Source organism: Modestobacter marinus (assembly GCF_019799945.1).
In the GTDB taxonomy this organism is placed as follows: domain Bacteria; phylum Actinomycetota; class Actinomycetes; order Mycobacteriales; family Geodermatophilaceae; genus Modestobacter; species Modestobacter marinus_B.
This window is the reverse complement of record NZ_JABGCH010000015.1, coordinates 39,955-61,727: the sequence shown is the minus strand read 5'-3', so window position 1 is coordinate 61,727 and position 21,773 is coordinate 39,955. Positions and strand designations below refer to the sequence as shown.

General features: G+C 73.4%; 16 protein-coding genes and 2 pseudogenes. 10 read left to right on the top strand and 8 right to left on the bottom strand.

Annotated elements, in window-relative coordinates:
• Window positions 1-52 precede the first annotated feature (52 nt).
• Window positions 53-241: pseudogene (locus tag HK417_RS25420) on the bottom strand (hypothetical protein); the annotation flags it as partial.
• Window positions 242-248: 7 nt separating this feature from the next.
• Between HK417_RS25420 and HK417_RS13665 the strand changes: the two are divergent.
• From HK417_RS13665 to ald, 3 genes are all read left to right on the top strand, one after another.
• Window positions 249-734 carry an aldehyde dehydrogenase family protein gene (locus HK417_RS13665; RefSeq protein WP_222267326.1) on the top strand — a complete coding sequence of 162 codons (486 nt, stop codon included), beginning with the start codon at window positions 249-251 and terminating at the stop codon, window positions 732-734.
• A 10-nt stretch (window positions 735-744) separates the two neighbouring features.
• Entirely contained in the window at window positions 745-2,139 is a 1,395-nt protein-coding gene (locus tag HK417_RS13660) for an aspartate aminotransferase family protein (RefSeq protein WP_222267325.1), read from the top strand.
• A gap of 103 nt (window positions 2,140-2,242) precedes the next feature.
• Window positions 2,243-3,373 carry an alanine dehydrogenase gene (gene ald, locus HK417_RS13655; protein ID WP_222267323.1) on the top strand — a complete coding sequence of 377 codons (1,131 nt, stop codon included), beginning with the start codon at window positions 2,243-2,245 and terminating at the stop codon, window positions 3,371-3,373.
• A gap of 174 nt (window positions 3,374-3,547) precedes the next feature.
• Here the strand turns inward: ald and HK417_RS13650 are convergent.
• Together HK417_RS13650 and HK417_RS13645 are read right to left on the bottom strand one after the other, a co-directional pair.
• A pseudogene (locus tag HK417_RS13650) lies at window positions 3,548-3,844 on the bottom strand (class I SAM-dependent methyltransferase); the annotation flags it as partial.
• Window positions 3,845-3,993: 149 nt separating this feature from the next.
• Window positions 3,994-4,635: a methyltransferase domain-containing protein gene (locus HK417_RS13645; RefSeq protein ID WP_222267321.1), complete on the bottom strand. Its 642-nt coding sequence runs from the start codon at window positions 4,633-4,635 to the stop codon at window positions 3,994-3,996.
• A 208-nt stretch (window positions 4,636-4,843) separates the two neighbouring features.
• On the opposite strand from HK417_RS13645, the gene HK417_RS13640 reads away from it, so the two are divergent.
• Window positions 4,844-5,296, top strand: a complete 453-nt coding sequence (locus HK417_RS13640; protein ID WP_222267319.1) for a hypothetical protein — start codon at window positions 4,844-4,846, stop codon at window positions 5,294-5,296.
• A gap of 168 nt (window positions 5,297-5,464) precedes the next feature.
• Here the strand turns inward: HK417_RS13640 and HK417_RS13635 are convergent, their stop codons facing one another.
• The 4 genes from HK417_RS13635 to HK417_RS13620 all read right to left on the bottom strand — a co-directional run bounded on the left by HK417_RS13635 (window position 5,465) and on the right by HK417_RS13620 (window position 10,115).
• Window positions 5,465-6,487, bottom strand: coding sequence for a Gfo/Idh/MocA family protein (locus tag HK417_RS13635; RefSeq protein ID WP_222267317.1), 1,023 nt, complete (start codon window positions 6,485-6,487; stop codon window positions 5,465-5,467).
• A gap of 149 nt (window positions 6,488-6,636) precedes the next feature.
• Entirely contained in the window at window positions 6,637-7,842 is a 1,206-nt protein-coding gene (locus tag HK417_RS13630) for a homogentisate 1,2-dioxygenase (protein ID WP_222267315.1), read from the bottom strand.
• A gap of 174 nt (window positions 7,843-8,016) precedes the next feature.
• Window positions 8,017-9,444, bottom strand: a complete 1,428-nt coding sequence (locus HK417_RS26480) for a sensor histidine kinase (protein ID WP_222267313.1) — start codon at window positions 9,442-9,444, stop codon at window positions 8,017-8,019.
• On the bottom strand, window positions 9,441-10,115 hold the full coding sequence (locus tag HK417_RS13620; RefSeq protein WP_222267311.1) for a response regulator transcription factor: 675 nt from the start codon (window positions 10,113-10,115) through the stop codon (window positions 9,441-9,443). Before HK417_RS13620 ends, HK417_RS26480 begins: the two co-directional genes overlap by 4 nt.
• A 450-nt stretch (window positions 10,116-10,565) precedes the next feature.
• On the opposite strand from HK417_RS13620, the gene HK417_RS13615 reads away from it, so the two are divergent.
• The 6 genes from HK417_RS13615 to HK417_RS13590 are packed head-to-tail and all read left to right on the top strand — an operon-like array spanning window position 10,566 to window position 20,183.
• The gene (locus HK417_RS13615) at window positions 10,566-14,027 is read left to right on the top strand and encodes a glycogen/starch synthase (RefSeq protein ID WP_222267309.1); all 3,462 of its coding nucleotides are present in this window, start codon (window positions 10,566-10,568) and stop codon (window positions 14,025-14,027) included.
• Entirely contained in the window at window positions 14,024-15,046 is a 1,023-nt protein-coding gene (locus HK417_RS13610) for a phosphotransferase (RefSeq protein ID WP_222267307.1), read from the top strand. The genes HK417_RS13615 and HK417_RS13610 overlap by 4 nt, the downstream gene beginning before the upstream one ends.
• Entirely contained in the window at window positions 15,043-16,944 is a 1,902-nt protein-coding gene (locus HK417_RS13605; protein WP_222267305.1) for an ABC transporter ATP-binding protein, read from the top strand. The genes HK417_RS13610 and HK417_RS13605 overlap by 4 nt, the downstream gene beginning before the upstream one ends.
• Before the next feature lie 13 nt (window positions 16,945-16,957).
• A complete protein-coding gene (locus HK417_RS13600; protein ID WP_222267303.1) occupies window positions 16,958-18,166 on the top strand; it encodes a phosphotransferase in 1,209 nt (402 codons plus the stop codon).
• Window positions 18,163-19,191 (top strand): phosphotransferase family protein, encoded by a 1,029-nt coding sequence (locus HK417_RS13595; protein ID WP_222267301.1) that lies wholly within the window; start codon window positions 18,163-18,165, stop codon window positions 19,189-19,191. The genes HK417_RS13600 and HK417_RS13595 overlap by 4 nt, the downstream gene beginning before the upstream one ends.
• Window positions 19,188-20,183, top strand: coding sequence for a phosphotransferase enzyme family protein (locus HK417_RS13590; protein WP_222267299.1), 996 nt, complete (start codon window positions 19,188-19,190; stop codon window positions 20,181-20,183). Before HK417_RS13595 ends, HK417_RS13590 begins: the two co-directional genes overlap by 4 nt.
• Window positions 20,184-20,195: 12 nt before the next feature.
• On the opposite strand, the gene HK417_RS13585 is transcribed toward HK417_RS13590, so the two are convergent.
• Window positions 20,196-21,770 (bottom strand): FMN-binding glutamate synthase family protein, encoded by a 1,575-nt coding sequence (locus tag HK417_RS13585; RefSeq protein ID WP_222267297.1) that lies wholly within the window; start codon window positions 21,768-21,770, stop codon window positions 20,196-20,198.
• Window positions 21,771-21,773: the final 3 nt, after the last annotated feature.

Genomic DNA, 21,773 nt, shown 5'->3' with positions numbered 1-21,773 from the left:
GCCCGAAGTACTCGGTGCTGAAGATCTCGTGGGCCGGGTTGTCGGCCTGCACCACGGTGGGACGGATGAAGAAGCCCTCGCTGTCATGGGCGGTGCCGCCCGCGAGGATCTCCACGCCGGACCCGCCCCGGACCCGCTCCAGGACACCGCACAGCCGGTCGAAGGACCGCTGGTCGATGACTGCGCCGAGCGAGGGCGGTACAAAGTGTGTCGTGACTGCCCGCCGGAGGCGTGCGCACACTCGAGTTGTGCCGACGACCACCGCCGCGAACGTCTCGGCCAACTCCGGCGCTCGCACCCTGCATCACTGGGTGGCAGGTGCCCATCACAAGGGCTCGGGTGACCGCTTCTCCAGCGTGGCGAATCCCGAGACGGGGGAGGTCGCGGCTCGTCTGGCGCTCGTGTCTGCGGCGGATGTCGATGCAGCCGTCACCGTCGCAGAGGCGGCGTTTCCCCGCTGGCGGGACAGGTCTCTCGGGAGGCGCACGGAGGTGGTGTTCCGGCTCCGCGAGCCGCTCGACGCCCGGGCCGCCGAACTCGCCGACCCCATCACGACGGCGGCGTCCTCAACCGCTCAGGTCGAGGTCGAGGTCGAGGGCAGCGTGATCGAACTGGCCACCACCCCCGGCCTGTACCGACGTCTTCAGCTCGTTCGGCGAGTGCCCGGGCTCGCTGTTCGGCGACGTCCACAACATCCCCAGAATGTCGGACGCCCTTCCCAACCGAAGTCATGAGGAGCCTGGGATGACCACCTCGATCGAGCACCCTCCGGCCGGCGTACCCGACGCGACGGCGGCCCGCGCGGCGGATCACCTCTGGATGCACTTCGCCCGCCAGGGCCTCCACCCGGAGAGGCCCATCCCGGTCGTCACGCGTGGGGAGGGCGCCTACATCTGGGACAACCGCGGCCGGAAGATCCTCGACGGCCTGTCCGGGCTCTTCGTGGTCCAGGTCGGGCACGGTCGGCGGGAGCTGGCGGAGGTGGCAGGGAAGCAGGCGGCCGAGCTGGCGTACTTCCCGGTGTGGGGCTACACCACCCCGGTTCAGGCCGAGCTGGCCGAGCGGGTCGCCGGGCTCGCGCCGGGCGACCTGAACCGCGTCTTCTTCACCACCGGCGGTGGTGAGGCGGTGGAGTCGGCGTGGAAGGCCGCGAAGCAGTACTTCAAGCTGATCGGCAAGCCGCAGAAGCACAAGGTGATCAGCCGTGCGGTTGCCTATCACGGCACCCCGCACGGCGCCCTGGCGATCACCGGTCTGCCCGCCATGAAGAAGGACTTCGAGCCGCTGGCTCCCGGCGGGTTCCGGGTGCCCAACACCAATCTCTACCGGCATCCCGAGTTCGCCGATGACCCCAAGGCCTTCGGTCGCTGGGCCGCCGACCGGATCGAGGAGGCGATCCTGTTCGAGGGCGCGGACACCGTCGCCGCGGTCTTCCTGGAGCCGGTGCAGAACTCCGGTGGCTGCCTCACCCCGCCCCCGGGCTACTTCGAGCGGGTCCGCGAGATCTGCGACCGGCACGACGTGCTGCTGGTCTCGGACGAGGTGATCTGCGCGTTCGGCCGGCACGGCGCGACGTTCGCGTGTGTGAAGTTCGGCTACACCCCTGACCTGATCACCTGCGCCAAGGGGATGAGCTCCGGCTACGGCCCGATCGGCGCGATGATCGCCTCGGAGAAGGTCATGGAGCCGTTCCTTCGCCCAGGCGTGGCGTTCCCGCACGGCTACACGTTCGGCGGCCACCCGGTGGCGGCGGCGGTGTCGCTGGCCAACCTCGACATCTTGGAGAACGAGGGGCTCAACCAGCGCGTGCTGGACAACGAGGCGGCGTTGGGCGCGACCCTGAGCAAGCTGCTGGACCTGCCGATCGTCGGCGACGTCCGCGGCGACGGCTACTTCTGGGCCGTCGAGCTGGTCAAGGACAAGGCGACCCGGCAGACCTTCGACGCCGCCGAGCGGGAGCGGCTCGTCCGCGGCTTCCTGCCCGGCGCGCTGTTCGACAACGGCCTGTACTGCCGGCCCGACGACCGCGGTGACGTGGTCGTCCAGGTGGCACCGCCGCTGATCTGCGGCCAGGCGGAGTTCGACGAGATGGAGCAGATCCTGCGGCACACTTTGACCGAGGCCCAGGAGCTGCTCTGACGCGGGGATCAGCCCGTTCATCGAGCCGTGACCGCACCGGCGGCATGGCTCCGACAACCGCTCCGGTGCGACCGCGCCGGGCCTCGACCGGAGGGAACCCGCCATGAGCGCGCTCGTCGTCGGAGTACCGAGCGAGATCAAGGACAACGAGAGGCGGGTGGCGCTCACCCCGGACGGCGTGGTGGAGCTGGTGCACAACGGTCATCAGGTCGTCGTGCAGGCCGGTGCCGGTGTCGGTTCCCGGTTCGCCGACGACGACTACGCCGCCGTCGGCGCCGAGATCCTGCCGACGGCGGATGAGGTGTTCGCCTCAGCCGATCTGATCGTCAAGGTCAAGGAGCCGGTACCCGCGGAGTACGAGCGGTTCCGCCCGGGCCAGCAGCTGTTCACCTACCTGCACCTGGCCGCGGACCGCGGTCTGACCGAGTTCCTGCTCGAGCGCCGGATCGACTCGATCGCCTACGAGACCGTGCAGACCGCCGACCGCAAGCTCCCGCTGCTCACCCCGATGAGCGAGGTCGCCGGGCGGATGGCCGTGCAGGCCGCCGCGCACCACCTGGAGAGTCCCGCCGGGGGAGCCGGCATCCTGCTCGGCGGCGTCCCCGGCACCCCGGCGGCGAAGGTCCTGATCATCGGCGGCGGGGTGGCCGGCACCGAGGCGGCGAAGATCGCGCTCGGGATGCGCGCCATCGTCCGGGTTCTCGACACCAACCCGAGCCGGCTGGCCTACCTGTCCGACATCTTCGGCGGGCGGCTGGATCTGGTGACGCCCAACCGTGCCCGGACCGCCGCGTACGTCGCCGAGGCCGACGTGGTGATCGGCGCGGTCCTGGTGCCCGGGGCGAAGGCTCCCAAGCTGGTCAGCCGGGAGATGATCGCGGCGATGCGGCCGGGCAGTGTGGTCGTGGACATCGCCATCGACCAGGGCGGGTGCTTCGAGACCAGTCGGGCGACGACCCACTCCGACCCCACCTACGTCGAGGAGGGCGTCACCCACTACTGCGTGGCGAACATCCCCGGAGCGGTGGCCCGTACCTCGACGTTGGCCCTGACCTCGGCCACGCTGCCCTACCTCGTCCGGGTCGCCCGGCACGGCGTCGTCGCCGCCGCCGCAGCCGACCCCGCCCTCCGGTTCGGCCTGAGCACGCTGGACGGCCACCTGGTCACCCAGCCGGTCGCCGAGGCACACGGACTGCCCTTCACCGACCCCGCGGAGCTGCTCGCGGCGCGGTGAGGTCGGTGCTGGTGGCCGGTGCACCCGGCGGGATCACGCACATCGCAGGAGCCGACGTCGTCATCGTGGTCGAGAGGTGAAGGAGGATATCATGAAGATCCTCCTGGTCGGAGCCACGGGTGCGCTCGGCCCCTCACCGAGAGCATGGCTGGACCGAGTCGACGCCCAGCAGGTTCACGGCACGCAGGATGAAGGGGAAGACGGTGGTGGCGACGGCGGCGCCAGCGGTGTTGCCCCAGGCCGCGCCGGCGTCCGGGCGCGGGTGTGCTCGAGGAAGGCGAGCACCCCGCCGGGGCAGGGCACCCGGGCGACCTCGGCCAGCGCGGGGGTGCGGTCGGGAAGCGAGCACATCACCAGGCACAGCACCGCTGCGTCGCAGCTGGCATCGATCAGCGGCAGCGCCTCGGCGGTGCCGGGCACGACGGTCACCGGCACCGCGGCGGCTGCGGCCGCCGCCGCGCGAGGGCTCGCAGCCGGGGTTCGGGAGTAGCTCGCTGCGCAACGCGCCCAGGCCCTCGTCGTCCGTCCGGTTGCTGATCGCGGCGTAGAAGCGGCTGAACACCGGCCGTGGCCGGTCGGCCGCGGGTTGCTGGGGCGAGGTCATGATGCGGCGCGACCGGTCAGCGGGTGGCCGTGGCGATCTGCCAGACCCGGCCGCGGTGGGCGAGTGTGGGGTGCAGTCCGCGCTCGGCGAGGACGGCGAGCATCGCCGCCGGCGGGTGCGCGAACGTGCGGAACTCCCGCCCGGACAGCCGGAGCATCGCGTTCTCCGTGGCGGTGACCGCCCGGAAGACCGGGTTGCGCGGCGGGAAGCTGAACAGGACCTGCCGGCGGGTGTGGTCGGCCGCCGTGCCGAGCAGGCCCGCGTAGTCGGGGTAGCAGCAGACCACCCGGTGCGCGACGAGGATGTCGGCCGGTTCCACCGCGTCCGGCTCCGCGGCGATGTCGACCATTCGGCGGTCCACCCGGTGGCTCAGCCCGGCCTCGGCGGCCAGCGCCGCGGCCGCGACCTCGTAGGCCGGCGAGAGCTCCAGGTTGGTGACCGAGGCCGCACCGCGGCGCAGCAGCTCGAGGCCGATCTCGCCGACCCCGCCGCCGATCTCCAGCACGGTCCGGCCCCGCACGTCACGCTCGGCGAGCAGCGCGACCATCCGGCGGGCCGTCCGATCCAGGCCCTTCCTCCGGTAGCGGGCCGCCCGCCGCCGCGCGAACCGGTCGCCGAACACCCGGTCGCAGCCCCGCGGGTCGCAGCAGCCGGCCACCCCCAGACCCTAGGGGCCGGGTGGGAGGAGTGGGACTGGCTCGGGCGTCAGTCCAGGACCGCGGTCGAGCCGCGGGGGACCAGCCGGCAGCTCACCGACTCGACACCGGACGTCGGGTGGCCGTCGATCGCCGCGAACAGTCGACTACTTCCGGGTCCTCCCCGGGTCGCTCAGCGACGCACCGCGGCACGAGGGCGCGGTCGGTCCGGTGGTCCCGATCGCCCAGCTGCGGGCGCGCCAGGTCCGGTACGAGGACCAGCCGTGGCCGTACGCCGAGGAGGTGTCCGCGCCGCAGGAGGACGAGATCGACATCCCGCTCGTGCCCTACCAGGCCTGGCCAACCGGGGCCCGAGCACCATGCGCGTCTGGCTGCCCGCCACCTGAGCCGACGTACCGACCGATCCGGTCCCTCCCCGAGCGACGTCGCAGCAGGAGGGCACTGATGGTCCTGGTCGGCTACGTGGGCGCGTCCCGCATCTACCCCGGCTCGTCCACGGCAGCGGTCGGCGCGCTGGACCTCTCCGCGCCGGTCGTCGAGGGCGGCGTCGGGCTCGGCGGGTGGTCCTGCCGGTGGAGCGCACGGTCTGGCCGGCCTCGGCGGGGAGCACCGGGTGGCCCTCGGGCTGCGGGCGGAGTTGCTCGTCGTCTCCGACGGCTATGACGCCGTCCGTCAGACGGGTTCGGCCAGCGGTGTGTCGGCGCCGCGGGCCTGCTCGGAGCGGTAGCAGGCGTCCACCACGAGAGCGACGCCCAGCGCGTCGTCCAGCCGCGAGGACGCCGCCGCGGTGTCCTCACCTACCCCGAGCGTTGCCGATGGGCGGACGGGGTGTCATGGCGTCTCCGTCGGGGCGTAGAGACCGGGCCGAGCCGGGAGCTCGATCGCGACCCGGCCGCCGTCGTGCAGCGACCGCAGCGCCGCGTCGGAGACGACCTGCGCGACGTGGCCGTCCCAGGCGCTGGGCCCCTCGGCCGGCCGCGCGGCCGCGACGGTGTCGACCCACTCGCGGAGCTCGATGTCGTAGGAGAGGGCGAAGCGTTCCCGCCAGTCCGCCGGGACGAGGGCGGCGACGGCGCCCTCGCGGCGGATGTGCACCGGCGCCGGGTCGGCCAGCTGGACCGTGCCGGTCTCGCCGGAGACCTCGCAGCGGATCTCGTAGCCGTAGTGGACGTTGACCGACACCTCGACGTCCACCAGGACGCCGTCAGCCATCTCGAAGAGCACCAGCAGGGGGTCCTGCAAGTCCCCGCCGCGGCCGCTCTTCCGCGGGGTGAACACCTGGACGGCGGTGATCTCCTGATCGAACAGCCACCGCAGCTCGTCGATCTCGTGGATGGCGGTGTCGGCGATGGACATGTCCCGGGTGTAGTGCGGCGGCACCGAGGCGTTGCGGTGCGCGCAGTGCACCAGCAGCGGAGCGCCGATGACGCCGCTGTCCACGCCATGCTTCAGCGCCCGGTGCGCCGGGTCGTAGCGGCGGTTGAAGCCGACCTGGACCAGCCGGCGGCCCGCGGCGGCCTCGGCGTCGACGATCCGCCGGGTCGCCTCCTGGGTGGTGGCCAGCGGCTTCTCGCAGAACACCGGCTTGCCGGCCGCGATGGCCGCCAGCACGTACCCCTCGTGGGTGGGTCCCCAGGAGGTGACGACGACGGCGTCCACGGCGTCGGAGGCGATCAGCTCCTCGCCACCGGACAGCGCCTTCGCGCCCGGCAGCCGGCCGGCCACGGCCGACGCGCGCTCGGCGTCCGCGTCGGCGACCGCGACCACCCGGCTGCCGCCGGGGCCGCCATCCAGGCGACGGATGTGCTCCTGGCCGATCATGCCGACCCCGATGACCCCGACGTCCAGCGCCACGACACCCTCCTCGACTCCCTGTGCGGCCCGCCCGTGCCGGCCGCGTCGGGGTCCAGGCTGTGGCCCCTGCCACAGGAGCGTCAACGTCAGGGATCCGTCACAATCCCGTCAGTCGGCCTCGCCGCCGATCGGCCCCCGGAGCGGCGCCGTCACGCCGACGGGCCCCGTCCCGACCAGGACCAGGCGTACTTCCCGTCGTCGGCGGCGGTGCCGGCCTCGCCGAGCGCCAGGGGCCGGAAGGTGTCGACCATGACGGCCAGCTCGTCGAAGTACTCCGCGCCGAGGGACCGCTCGACCGCACCCGGCTGTGGGCCGTGGGAGTGGCCGCCGGGGTGCAGGGAGATCGAGCCCTTGCCGATGCCCGAGCCCTTGCGGGCCTCGTAGTCGCCGTCGACGTAGAACATCACCTCGTCGGAGTCGACGTTGGAGTGGTAGTAGGGCACCGGCACCGCGAGCGGGTGGTAGTCGACCTTGCGCGGCACGAAGTTGCAGATCACGAAGTTGGCGCCCTCGAACACCTGGTGCACCGGCGGCGGCTGGTGGACCCGGCCGGTGATCGGCTCGTAGTCGGCGACGTCGAAGGCGTAGGGGTAGAGGCAGCCGTCCCAGCCGACCACGTCGAACGGGTGCTCGGGGACGACGTGCACCGTTCCGGCCAGCCCGCCCGGGCCGGCGCCGCGGTGCTTGACGTACACCTCGACGTCGGTGCCCTCGGCGGTCAGCGGCCCGGTGGGTCCGCGCAGGTCGCGCTCGCAGTACGGGGCGTGCTCGAGGAACTGTCCGTACTTGGACAGGTACCGCCTGGGCGGGGCGATGTGGCTGTTGGCCTCGATCGCGTAGGTGTGCAGCGGCTCGGTGCCGGTCGGCACCCAGCGGTGGGTGGTGGCCCGCGGGATGACCACGTAGTCGCCCCGGCCCACCTCCAGCGCCCCGAAGACGGTCTCCACCGTGGCGGTGCCGCGCTCGACGTAGACGCACTCGTCGCCGGTGGCGTTGCGGTAGTAGGGGCTGGTGAGCGCGGAGACGGCGTAGGAGATCCGCACGTCGGCGTTGCCCAGCACCAGCCGGCGGCCGGTCACCGGGTCGGTCGCCTTGTGCTCCTCGCCGGGGAACAGGTCGTGCAGCTTCAGGTGCCGGGGCAGCAGCGGCGCGTTCGGCGTCAGGGACTGGTCGGGCAGCTCCCACGGGCGCGCGTCGACGATCGCCGAGGGGATGCCGGAGTGGTAGAGCAGCGAGGAGTCCGACGAGAAGCCCTCCTCGCCCATCAGCTCCTCGGAGTACAGGCCGCCGTCGGGACGGCGGAACTGGGTGTGCCGCTTGGGCGGAACGCTCCCCACCTGCCGGTAGAACGCCATGCGGATGCCTCCTCGGGTCGGAACGGCTCTGTCCCTGCCGACATGGAATCCCGGTTCAGCGGGCTTCGGTAGGGCCTGGATCCCGCTCGACGAGCCGGACCCGGAGCTGTGGGCGCGCAACGGCGAGGCGCTGTTCGAGCCGATCGAGCGCGAGCAGGACGCGGCAACTCCTGATCAGCCGGGCCGCGTGCCGGAGGGGTCCGCTCCGGCCGCGAGGGGCAGGTGGATGGTGACGGTCAGGCCGCACCCCGAGGACCCCTCCGTCACCTCGATGCGCCCGTCGTGGGCCGCGGCGACAGAGGCGACGATGGCCAGGCCGAGCCCGGCGCCACCGCCTCGGGTGCCGGTGCGGTCCAGCTGGGCGAAGCGCTGCACCAACCGGTCGCGCTCCTCGACCGGCACCCCCGGGCCGTCGTCGCTGACGCTGATCGCCGTGCCGTCGGGCCGCTGCTCGATGACCAGGGCCACGTGCCCGCCGTCCGGCGCGTGGCGGATCGCGTTGTCCAGCAGATTCGCTGTCGCCCGCGCCAGTGCCCGCCCGTCGGCCCGGACGACGGCGTCGCCGATCCGGGTCAGCGTGATGCCCCGTCGATCGGCGAGGGCGCGGAACCCGGGCAGCAGTCCGTCCACGGCCTCCGCGACATCGACGAGCATCCGCCGCGTGACGTGGCCGGCGTCGGCCCGGGCGAGCAGGAGCAGGTCGTCGACGAGGTGGCCGAGGCGGTCGGTCTCCTCGAGTGCGCTGTCCAGTGCCCGGATGAGGTCGTCCCCGGTGGCGCGGACACGGGCGAGTTCCAGCTCCGCACGCAGGATCGCGAGGGGCGTGCGCAGCTCGTGGCTCGCGTCGGCGGTGAAGTCGCGTTCCCGGCGCCGCGCCTCCTGGATCCGGAGGAGCAGGCCGTTGAGCGTCGTCCCCAGCCGGTGGACCTCGTCGCGCGAGGACGGCAGGGCCAGCCGGGCGCAGAGGTCCTCGGCGCCGATGGCCTGGGCGTCGGCGGTCATCCTGGCGATCGGGCGCAGGCCCTGCCGGGCCACGCGCCAGCCCGCGAGGCCGGCGAGCAGGGCGGCGAGGGGCGCCAGGACGAGCACGAGGCGCAGGAGACCCGCCTGGGCATCGCGGACGCCGTCGAGCTCGGCGACCACGACGAGGACCTCGCCGCGGTCGAGCGGGATGGCGAGCGCCCGCTGTGGCCCGTCGTCGTCCTCGGGGACGTCGACGTCGGCGAACAGCGCGCCGTCCCGGTACGCGGTGGCGAGCTGTGCGTCGGAGAGGAGCGGGACGCGGCTGAAGCGGGGACCGGAGCCGCTGACCAGCCGACCGTCCCGGGCGAGGACCTGCGTCTCGAACTCCGGTGACTGCACTCCGCCGAGCTCCTCCTCGTTGATGTCGTCCCGGCGAGCCCGGGGCCCGGAGAAGTAGTCGGCGGCAGCCACCAGGGTCCGGTCCACCTCCGACCGGAGGACCTGGCCGAGGCCCCAGTACGCCAGGCCGGCCAGGACGGCGAGGACGGCGAGGACGGCGACGGCGAGCGTCCCGCCGAGCCGCACGCTGATGGGCAGCCGCCGGACCAGCCGTCCCGGCGCGAGCGTGGCGCGGTTCACGAGGGCTCCGCCAGCCGGTAGCCCGCACCGCGGACCGTGTGGATCAGCTCCGTCCCGAAGCGACGGTCGATCTTGTCCCGGAGGTACTTCACGTAGACGTCGACGACGTTCGAGCTCTCGCCGGAGGAGACGCCCCAGACGTGCTGGAGGATCTCGGCCCGGGAGACGACGTGCTCCCGCCGGCGCAACAGCAGCTCCAGGACCGCGAACTCCCGCGGTGACAGCTCCACCGGGTTCCCGGACACCGTGACCCGCCGGGTGGTCGGGTCCAGCTCGAGCGGGCCGCAGCGCAGCACGACCTGGTGGGACGTGCTGCCGCGGCGGATGAGCGCGCGGACCCGGCTGACGAGCTCGGTGAAGGCGAACGGCTTGACCAGGTAGTCGTCCGCCCCGGCGTCGAGCCCGGAGACGCGATCCGACACGGTGTCGCGAGCCGTGAGCATCAGGACGGGTGTCCACACGTCGTCCGCCCGCAGCCGGCGCAGCAGTTCCATGCCGTCGAAGCCCGGGAGCATCACGTCCAGCACCAGGGCGTCGTAGATGGACCGCTGGGCCAGCTCCAGCGCCGTCGGCCCGTCACCGGCGCTGTCGACGGCGTAGCCGGCCTCCTGTATGCCCTGGCACAACACCGCGCGCAGTTTGGGCTCATCCTCCACGACGAGCACTCGCACGACGCACCTCCGTGGTCCCCGTGCCAGTGTCCTCGTCGCCGGCAGCTCTGAGAACGGCCGGGACTCTCCGCAGTCAACCCTGTGCAATGCGCAGCTTCGCACCGCAATTCTCAGAAGATGAGTGTTCCTTCACAAAACCTCTGGCAGCGCACTAGCTGCGGAACTACGCTTCGCCACGCTTCATCAGACACCCAGAGTTCATCCACTGTCCTGCTGTAAGACCCGCAACCTGACCTGCGTTTTCCACACCGACTGTAATACCGGCCGCTCGTCCTGGACGGACGTGGCCGCAACCCCGGCCCGTGCTGCGGGCCGGTGCCGTCCTGCCGTGCGCGGGCCATTCGACGCGCCCGCGTCTTCGGCGCGCGGTGGCCATTCCACGACGTGCGCGCGGCGGACGTCAAACCATTTGATGTGCATTCCTGCGATCCGACGCGAGGTGAAAGAGCGATGGGCGACCGGGGGCCGTCGCGTCCGCAACGCGTGCTCTTCGCCAGCGCCGAGGCCTACCCCTTCGTGAAGGCGGGCGGCCTGGCCGACTTCAGCGGCGCGTTGCCCAAGACGCTCGCGGGACTGGGCCTGGACGTCCACCTCGTGCTCCCGGGCTACCGGGGTCTGGGCGGGGACCTGATGACCACGCTGGACGTCTCGCTCGGCCCGATCGCCGAGCGGGTCGAGGTGCGGCGGATCGCGCGGAGGGACGGCGTCGACGTCCTCACCCTCGTCGTCGAGGGCTGGTTCGACCGCGACCAGCCCTACGGCTACCGGGACGACGACGTCCTGCCGTTCGTGCTCTTCTCCCGGGCGGTGACCGAGCTGGCGGCCCAGGCCGACTGGCGCCCGGACGTCATCCACTGCAACGACTGGCACACCGGCCTGGTCGCGCAGGAGGCCCGGCAGGGCCGTCACCGGCGCGCGCTCGAGCACACCGCGATCGTCTTCACGATCCACAACCTCGCGTACCAGGGCCCGGTCGGGGTGGCCACCGACCAGCTCATCGGGCTGCCGCACGCCGGGTCGCTGCTCGAGCGGGGGATCGCCTTCGCCGACCGGGTGAACACCGTCAGTCCCCGGTACATGCAGGAGATCCTCGGCCCGGCCCAGGGATGCGGCGTGGAGGAGCTGCTGCAGGCCCGAGGGGATGCGGCCCGGGGCATCCTCAACGGGGTTGACTACGAAGAGTTCACTCCCGAGCACGATCCGTGGATCGACACGCGGTACAACGGGTCGTTCGTGGTTGGCAAGAGGGCCAACAAGCAGGTCCTGCAGCGGATCAGCGGCCTCGAGCAGGCGCCGGACCGGCCGCTGCTGGGCATGGTCGCCCGGCTGGTCCGGCAGAAGGGCGTCGGGCTGCTGTGCTCCGCACTGGACCAGCTGGTCGCCCGGGGAGCCCAGGTCGTCGTGATGGGGGAGGGGGAGCCGCGGTACCGGCGCGAGCTCCAGGCCGCGGTCCGCCGCCACCCCGGCAGCGTCGCCTACCACGCCACCACGCGGGAGGCGCTGGCCCGCCAGGTGTACGCCGGGTCGGACCTGTTCCTGGCCCCGTCGGTCTTCGAACCCTGCGGGCTGACCCCGCTGATCGCCCTCCGCTACGGCACCATCCCCGTCGTCCGGCGCACCGGCGGGCTCGCGGACACGGTGAGCGACTACGCCGGGGACCCGGCGGCGGGGCTCGGCTTCGTGTTCGTGCACCGCCGGGTCGCCTCCCTGCTGTCCGCGGTGGACACCGCGCTCGCGGTCTACCGGCGGCCCCCCGAGTGGCAGCACCTGCAGCGGCGGGCGATGGCGGCGGATTTCTCCTGGGAGCTGCCCGCCCGCGAGTACCTCGACCTGTACGAGGCTGCCGTGCGGGTGCGCCGGGACGCGGAGACACCGTCCCTGGGCTCCGGGACGCAGGGGTACGCCGGCACGCGGACGCGGCGGCGGCGGTCGGCGCCGCTGCCGCTGGCCCTGGTGCACCACGCGAACCAGTACCTGATCACCGACGGCTACGTCGACCGGGAGGGCCTCAGCTCGCTCGTCACCGGGTACACCGGCCTGCTCCGCCTGCACGAGAAGTACCGGATCCCGGTCAACCTGCACGTGTCCGGCACCCTCGTCGAGGCGGCCGCCTGGTACCACCCCGAGTTCCTGGACTGCATCCGCCGGCTGCGGGAGACCGGCCTGCTCTCGCTGGTGGGCGGCACCTACGCCGAGAACGTGCTCACCGCCTTCGACCCCGAGTTCAACCGGCGTCAGCTGCACGAGCTGTTCTGGCTGTACCGGCGTCACCTCGGCTGCGAGCCGCAGGACCTGGACATCTGCTGGGTCCCCGAGCGGGTCTGGGACACCGACCGGCTCTCCGGCGTCCTGACCGATCCGGGGCTGCCCAACGGGGGCTACCGGTACGTGCTGCTCGACGACCGGCTGCTGTACCCGACCGACGGTGCCGACGGCGGCAGCGACCGTGCCGACTTCGACGGCGCGGACCCCACCAGCCCTCCGCCGGCCGACGCCCTGCGCCCCTACGCGATCGCCGGCGGCAACGGGCTGGAGATCGTGCCGATGTCCACCCGCCTGCGGTACTGGATCCCGCCGGAGGACAAGAGCCACTGGCGCAGCCTGTCCCGGGTGGCGGAGCTGACCACCGCCCCCGGTGACGACACCGTGCTCGTGTACGCCGACGACATGGAGAAGGGCGCCGGCGTGGGGCCCTGGCACCCCAGCGCCCTGGAGCGCTACGAGACGTTCCTGTGCTGGCTGGCCGCCCAGCCCACGCTGGCGCCGGTGTCCCTGCCGGCGTGGCTGCGCAAGCGCCGGCGCGCCCCGGGCGTCCGGACCGTCGAGCCGGGCACGTTCGTGGAGCTGGCGCAGGACTGGCACGCCGGGGAGGACTACCGGGGCTGGCAGCAGGACGAGGCCTGGCGCCCGTACCAGGAGCACCTCGCGCGGGCCCGGGCGTCCGTGGCCGGCGCGGAGGCCGCCGGTGCGGAGCCGCGGCTGACCGCCCTGGCCTGGAAGCACCTGCTCGCCTCGGCCTACGAGACCGCGTGGCACGACACCGACCGCCCGGACCGGCCGCCGGCCGCCTGGGCCAAGGCCGTGGCCAGCCACGCCCGTGCCGCCACCGTGCTGGCCGCGGCGGCCCGCTGGTTCGGGCGGTCCGACCGTCCGCTGGGAGCCGAACAGGTCGACGTCGACGACGACGGTGACGTGGAGCTGGTGCTGCGCAACGAGCGCCTGTTCGCGGTGTTCGCGCCGGACCACGGCGGGCGCCTGGTCTACCTCGCCGTGGACGGGCCCGACGGCGGCGCCCTGGTGGTGGGCAACCCGACCGACGACTGGAACTGCCAGGAGGAGATGAACCGGTACATGGACGTGCCGGCCAACCACCCCGGTGCCCTGGCGGACCTCGGCTCGGTCCACGACCGGCACGTGGTGACCGTCCATCCCGGGGACGGCGCCCTGGCCGTCGAGCTCGAGGACGTCCAGCCGGACAGCCCGCTGTGCGGACTGCGCAAGCGCGTGCTGCTCGACGCCGGCAGCGCCGCCCTGCTGATCGGCTACGACCTGCCGCTGGACGTGCCCGGGCTCACGGTGGAGACCTGCCTGTCCCCGGACTACCACGAACTGCTCCGCGAGGGCGCCGGCGCGCTCCGCCGGCTCGACGGGCGCAACCGGCGCGGCGCCGGTGCCGGCGCCGTGGACGTCTGGATCGCGCTCGCCGCCGACGAGGACACCTCCTGGTGCTCCCGTGCGGAGCCCGAGCCGGGCCACGGGCTCCTCGTGCGGCTGCGGGCGGACACGCGCAGGTTCCACCTCCTCCTCGCCACGGGGACCGTCGACGGGGAGACGGCGGCGGCCGCGGTCCTCGCCGGGCGGGAGCGGCTGGCCCGCACGACCGGTACGGCCGTGGCCGGGGCGCTGAGATGACCACCGGGACGGCGGCCGGCCCCGGTCCGGCCGCGCAGGCCCGGCGGGCCGAGCGCCTGGCCATCGCCGCATCGCTGCTCGAGTCGCCGCCGCCGCTCGAGGAGCTCGGGCCGGGACGGGTGGTCGTGCGGGCCGGGTCGGTCGTGCACCCCTCCCGCAGCCGCCCGGTGGTCCGGTGGGAGCTCACCGTGGACGCGGGCTCCGGCCCCGCACCGCTGGCGGTGATCGGCAAGGGGTACCGCAAGGGCGGCGGCGAGGAGGCCGGGCGGTTGCTCCGCCAGCTCCGGCGGGCCGGCTTCGACCACCCCCGGCTGCAGGTGCCCGCGCCGTTCGGCTTCGACCCCGTCCGGCGGGTGCTGGCGCAGGAGGAGGCGCCACCGACCACCCTGCGTTCGCTGCTGGACGGCGATCCGGGGCGCGCCGCGCCCGTGGTCGCCCAGGTGGGCCGCTGGCTGGCCCGCCTCCACGGGGTGACGGGCGTCGACGTCCCCGTCCTGGTCGAGGACTTCGAGCGAGGGAAGCTGACCGAGTACGCCTCCGCGCTGGCCGAGGTGCTGCCGCACGCGGAGGACCGGCTGCGGTCGCTGACCGAGCGGACCCTCGACGGGCTGGCCCGCGACACGGGACCCCGCGTGGTGACGCACGGCGACTTCCAGCCGGGGAACATCCACCTGGGCGGGAACCGGGTCGTCGTCATCGACTTCGACCGCGCCGCGTACGCCCCCGCCGCCCGCGACCTGGGGCACTTCATCGGCCAGACCCTCACGATGGGGGCGTCGCGGCACGGCTCCCTCGACGCCGCCACCCCGTGGGTCGGCGCGTTCCTGCGCGGCTACGCCACCGCGGGAGGGGACCGGGCGGCCGTCGCTGCCGCGTCGACGTACGTCGCGCGCACCTTCGCCGAGGTGCTCTTCTACCGCCTGGTCGTCCGGCCGATGCGGGACTGGTCGTTCGTGCCGGCCTGGCTGGACGCCTGGGAGGCCGCCCTGGACGGCGTGGTGAGGAGCAGCCGCCCGTGAGGGGACCGGACGCTCCGGCCGCCCCTGGCACCGCGGCCACCTCTGCGGTGCCCGTGATGCCCGCCCGCGTGATCCTGCGGACGTTCGGGCCGTTCCTGCGGCCCCAGTGGCCCGGCTGCGTCCTGGCCGGGCTGCTCTCGGTCGCCGGGACGGGCGTCGCACTGCTCAAACCGTGGCCGTTGAAGTTCCTCTTCGACGAGGTGCTGCTGCCCAGCGGTGCCCGGGTCGACCAGGACGTGCAGGGCATCCTCCTCCTCGTCGTCGTGGCGCTGGCGGGCGTGGCGATCCTCGACTCCCTGGTCGGGGCAGCGCGGACCTACACCTTGACCGTCGTCGGCGAGCGGGTTGCCGCCGCCATCCGCACGCGTCTCTACGACCACCTGCAGCGGCTGCCGCTCAGCTACCACGAACGGACGCCGACCGGTGAGCTGACCACGCGGCTGACCGGGGACGTCGACAAGGTCCGGGGGCTGCTGACCGGCACACTCGTCGACGCCTCGACGAACATCCTGACGCTGGCCGGCATGGCGGGGGTGCTGCTGGTCCTGGACTGGCAGCTCAGCCTGGCGCTGCTGCTGGTCCTGCCGGTGCTGCTGGTGACCGTCGCCTCCTTCCGCCGGCGGATCCGGTCGGTGGAGGAGGACGCCCGTGAGGTGGAGGGCGACCTCGCCGCGATGGCGCAGGAGTCGCTCGTGGCGGTCAAGCTGGTGAAGGCCACCGGCCGGGAGGAGCACGAGGCCCGGCGTTTCCGGGACCGGTCCACCGCCTCCGTGGCGGCGGTGCTGCGCGCCACCCGCACGAGTGCCGTCTTCGGGGGCGCCGTCGACGCGGTGGTCGCCGTCGCCGTCGCCGGCCTGGTCTGGCTGGGCGCCCAGCGCGTCCTGGCGGGCGCCCTCACACCGGGCGACCTGGTGATCTTCACCTCCTACCTGCGCGACTTCTTCGGCCCCACCCGGGCGTTGTCGAAGCTGCCGGCCCAGCTGGCCCGCGCGGGTGTCCGCGCGGCGCGCATCGCCGACACCCTCCACCGTCCTCCGGCCGTCGTGGACAGACCCGGTGCCCAAGTGGCCGGTCGACCCCGCGAGAGCCTGAGCATGGACGGAGTCGGCTTCGCCTACACAGCGGGCCCCCCCGTCCTGCGGGACGTCGACGTGACCGTGCCGGTGGGCACCACCGTCGCGGTCGTCGGACCCACGGGTGCGGGCAAGTCGACGATCGCCGCACTGCTGTGCCGGCTGCAGGACCCCACCAGCGGCCGGGTCCTCCTGGACGGCGTGGACCTGCGCGACCTGACCAGCGCGAGCCTGCGCCGCCAGGTGGGCCTGGTCCTGCAGGAAGCGCTGCTGTTCCGGGCATCGGTGCGGGAGAACATCGCCTACGCGCGGCCCGACGCCTCGCTCGAGGAGGTGCAGCACGCCGCCCGGCTCGCCCAGGCCCACGACTTCGTGCTGGCGCTGCCCGCCGGGTACGACACGGTCATCGCCGAGCGTGGGACGACCCTGTCGGGCGGCCAGCGGCAGCGGCTCGCCCTGGCCCGCGCGGTCCTGCAGGACCCGCCGGTCCTGGTGCTGGACGAGCCGACGACGGGCCTGGACGCCCGGTCCGAGCACGCCGTGCTCCGCGCGCTCGAGCGCGTCAGCGCGGGGCGCACCACGGTGCTGATCACCCACCGCATGGCGGCGGCGATGACCGCGGACGAGATCGTCGTCCTCGACGAGGGCCGGGTCGTCGAGCGCGGCACGCACCACAGCCTGGTCGCTGGCGGCGGGCTCTACGCCGAGATGTGCCGGCTGCAGGGACTCACCGGCCGCCAGCCCGATGCCCACGGCAGCGCCCCGAGCTACGGCCGCCACGCCGCCCGGTCCGTCGCCGAACCAGCCCGACCGACACCCACCTGAGGAGAGCGCGACCGTGACACAGCACGAGTTGGAGCCTGCACCGAGCGATCCGGTGGTCATCACGACCGGATCCGCCCACGGTGTCCTCGCGGTCCTCTCCGAGGTCGCCGAGCCGGTCGCCGACCCTACCGACCACCTGCTCTTGCGCAGCTCGGTGTACCGCCAGGGAGGCCGGCTGCCGATCACGGCGATCGACGAGGACGGCCTGTTCGCCGTGCTGGAGGACGCCTACGACCTGGGCCGCTGGCGCTCCTGGCGTCGCACGGAGAAGGGGTCGTCCAACACCAGCTGGTTCGTCCGTACGGACGCCGGCGACGTCGTGCTGCGCCGCTCGCACAACCTGAAGACGGTGGCGGGGGCGGAGTTCGAGTGCGCCCTCATCGACCACCTGCGCGGGCACGGCTATCCCGCCCCACCCGTGGTCCGCACCCGGGACGGCGCAATCCTGGTGCAGGTCGAGGGCGTCCTGCACATGGTGATGCGCCTGATGCCCGGTTCCGGCTACGACCCCGACGACCCCGCGCACCTGGTGGCGGTGGCCCACGGCCTCGGCCGCTACCACGCCCTCGTCTCCGAGCTGACGGTCCCGGCCGAGCGGAAGGGCTCCTCGGCGCTGGCCTCCCTCGGACCGTCGGGGCGGGAGAACCTGTACTCCGCGGTCGAGGTCGTCGCGCCGCTGCTGTCCCCCGACGCCGGCACGGTGCTGCGCGCGGACGCCCGGTACCTGGCCGACCGGATGGAGCGGCTCAGCACCGAGCTCGGGGAGCGCCAGGACACCCTCACGGCTCTGGTCATCCACGGGTCCTACGGCCAGTCCGCGGTGCTGCTGGGCGAGGGCCGGCTGACCGCGGTCCTCGACCTCGACCGGGCCGGGGACGACCTGCTGGGCCTGGACCTGGCCTACGCGCTGAAGGCGTTCTGCCGCTCGGGGGAGCTCCGCCGTTCCGTGGTCGGCATCGACCCGGACCGGTGTCGCGCCTTCCTCCAGCACTACCGCAGCCAGGCCCCCCTGGCGGAGGCGGACCTCGCCGCCATGCCGGAGGTCTTCGAGGCCCAGCGGCTGGTCAAGATCGTCAAGAAGTGCGACAACCTGCTGACGAAGCAGGCGATGATCCCGCAGCAGGCCAAGGACGCGGTCAAGTTCTCGCTGGTCCTGGAGCGCGAGTGCGCCCGCGTGCGCTGGCTCACCGACAACCCCTTCACCCTGACGGAGTACGCATGAACCGCACCGAGAGCCGCACCCAGAGCCGCCAGGTCAAGGAGCACCAGGTCGGCCGCGCCGAACAGGTCTGCACCCCGGAGTTCCTCGACCGGTACGTCCGCCCCCACCTGGGCCCCGACACACCGGCCACCGGTGGGACGTGGACGACCAAGGTGATCCAGCTGGACGGCACCGGGGCCGCCACCGTGCAGATGGAGCTCGACGGCGGCGCCCCCGTCTTCGCCAAGCTGTTCCCCTTCGACGACGGTCCCGCCGTCCACGAGAAGCTGCAGGCCCTGCGTGCCGCCGGTCTCGGGGCCGGTTCTCCGTACCAGGCCGTCGAGCCCCTCGCCTGGTACGGGGAGGAGAAGGTCCTCCTGTGCCGCGGAGCGCCCGGTCGGCCGCTGTCGGAGCTGCTCGGCGGCCCCGGCGAGCAGCTCGCCGGGGCGTGCGCCCGAGCCGGGTCGTGGCTGGCCCGGCTGCACGGCTCGGAGCTGCGCATCGGCGCGCCGCAGTCCCTCCTGGTCACCGGGGAGCTCACCAGCCTCGCCAAGCGCCTGGCCAAGGTGGCCGCCGACCACCCCGGCTACGTCGACGCCGCCCTGGGCATGCTCGAGCGCCTGGACGTCCTGACCCGGGACACCGTGGACGACGTCCGGTCCCAGAGCCACGGGCAGTACCGGCCGATCCACGTCTTCCTCACCGAGGACGTCGTGACGGTCATCGACCTGGACCGCAGCGCCCCGGCCGACCCCGCGCGGGACGTGGCGGAGTTCCTCCACCGGCTGCGCCTGGGCGTGCACTCGGCCACCGGTGACGTCGGGCGGGCGGACGAGCCGTGCGCCGCCTTCCTCGACGCCTACCGGACGGCCCGGGGCGACCGGCCGCTGGTGAACCTGCGCTTCCACTGGGCGCGCTACGTCTTCCACAGCCTCAACCGCAAGATCAAGACCGGGGAGGCCGACTGGGCGGACGGCGGGAACGCCGAGTTCGGGCTCTACCGCGACGAGTTCGACCGGGTCGTGTCGGGGCGGGCTGGGGCGTGACGGCGGCGACTGCGCCCCTGCTGGACCGCAGTGGGGAGCCGCTGCCGCTCCCCGAGCTCGCGGACCTGTGGCCACTGGGCGGCTGGCAGTCGGTCGACCGGGTGCTCGGGGGCAAGAACGAGCACCTGCGCCTCGTCACCGGGGACGGTGTCCACTACCTCCGGCGCTCCCCCCGGACGAAGTCGGAGGAGGAGCTCGTCGCCCAGCTCGAGCTCATGCGGCTGCTCCGGAGTCGCGGCTTCCCCGCCCCCGAGGTGGTCCCCACCCGGGCCGGCGCCGACCACGTCCAGGTGCAGGGGCGGTGGTGGGTGGTCACCCGCGGCATCGCCGGGACGCCGTTCGACGACGGTTCCCGGGCGCACCTGCGGGCCCTCGGTCAGGTGCTGGGGCGCTATCACCGGCTCGTGGCCGACCTGCCCGCGGTGATGGCCGAGCCGCCGGCGCTCGCCGAGCTGCGGCTGCGGGCCGCGCGGCCGGACGTCGACCCGGCGCTGCAGGCCCGGGCGGTGGACGTGGTCGGCAGGCTGACCGCGCTGCTGCCGGAGCTGCCCCGGGTGGTCGTGCACGGCGGCGCCCGGCGGGGGAGCCTGCTCTTCGACGGCGAGCGGGTGGTCGGCGTCCTGGACTTCGACAGTGCGCACGCCGACGTGCGGGTGCTGGACCTCGCGGTCGCCGTCCACGACGTCGGCAAGGTCTACACCCGCCTCGGCGACGAGGACCACAAGGTCGCGCTCGACCTCGACCGCGTGACCGCCGTCCTGGCGGCCTACCGTGCGGAGGTCCGCACCGCGCCGGCCGAGGCGGAGGCGCTGCCGCTGCTCGCGGAGGCCAAGCGGCTCAAGCGGGCCCTCGGCCGGATCAACCGGGCCCGGGCGGGGGAGCAGCTGTCGGACAACGACCACGCCAAGATCCGCCTGGAGGACAACAGGCTGCTCTGGCTGGACGGGCACCGGGAGGAGCTCGTCGCGGCCTGCCGCCGCGCCCTGGCCTGACGGGGGCGCGGCTCAGCCGACCGCGGTGGGTGAGGGCGGAGCGCTGCCGCCCTGCGGCGCCTGCTCGGTCATGATCTGCACGATCTCGGCCTGGTCGGCCGCCGACGGCAGCCCCCAACCCGGCTCGTACTCGTAGACCTCGCCCAGCGGGCGGGAGGCGGTCCGCCCGGTGAGGATCTCCACCGAGGAGCTGTCGATCAACCCGGGGTGCTCCACGCCGCACGCCTCGGCGACCTTGCGCAGGTCCCGGCGCAGCGTCCCGATGTAGGTCGCCGCCCGCACCGACTTCAGCGCCGGGTCCAGACCGTGCGCCAGCCAGGGGTTCTGGGTCGCCACCCCGGTGGGGCAGGTGTCGGTGTGGCACTTCTGCGCCTGGATGCAGCCGATCGCCAGCATCGCCTCGCGGGCGACGTTGACCATGTCGCAGCCGAGCGCGAAGGCGACGACGGCGTTGTCGGGCAGGCCGAGCTTGCCCCCACCGATGAATGTCACCTGCTCCTGCAGCCCGGCCCGGGCGAACGTCGAGTAGACCCGGGCGAAGCCCAGCTGGAACGGCAGGGACACCGAGTCGGTGAAGATCAGCGGCGCTGCGCCGGTGCCGCCCTCCCCGCCGTCGATCGTCACGAAGTCGACGCCGCGTCCGGTGCTCGCCATCAGCTCGGTGAGCTCGTGCCAGAAGTCCATGTCGCCCACCGCGGACTTGATGCCGACCGGCAGCCCGGTCTCCGCGGCCAGCAGCTCCACCCAGTCCAGCAGACTGTCGGGATCGGAGAACTCGGCGTGCCGCGACGGGCTGATGCAGTCGACGCCCTCGCGCACTCCGCGGGCCTCCGCGATCTCGGCCGAGACCTTGGCGGCCGGCAACACGCCGCCGAGGCCGGGCTTGGCGCCCTGGCTGAGCTTGACCTCCAAGGCACGCACGGGTGCGGAGGCGACCAGGTCCTTCAGCCGGGCCAACTCGAAGCGGCCGTCCTCGTCCCGGCAGCCGAAGTACGCCGTCCCGATCTGGAAGACCAGCTCACCGCCGTGGCGGTGGTGCACCGACAGACCCCCCTCGCCGGTGTTCTGCAGACAGCCGGCCAGCGCAGCCCCGCGGTTGAGGGCCTCGACCGCGCGCCCGGACAGGGAGCCGAAGCTCATGGCCGAGATGTTGACCACCGACGTGGGCCGGAACGCCTGGGCGCGGCCGCGGGCGGCGCCGAGCACCTTGGCGCTGGGCAGCGGCGTCTCGTGGCCGGCCTCGACGTGCGTCGTCGGCACCGCCCGGCCGAACGTGCGGTGGTTGATCACCGGGTAGCCGGCGGTGAACTCGAGGTCGTTGTCGGTGCCGAAGCCGAAGTAGTTGTTCTGCTTCTTCGCCGAGGCGTAGACCCAACGGCGCTGGTCGCGGGTGAACGGCCGCTCCTCGTTGTTGCCGGCCACGAGGTACTGGCGCAGCTCCGGGCCGACGGACTCCAGCAGGTAGCGGGCGTGCCCGAGGACCGGGAAGTTGCGCAGCAGGGTGTGCTCGCGCTGCAGCAGGTCGCGGGCGGCGACCCCGGCGAGGGCGGAGAGTCCGGCTGCGGCGGCACGTGTGACCCAGGTCATGGA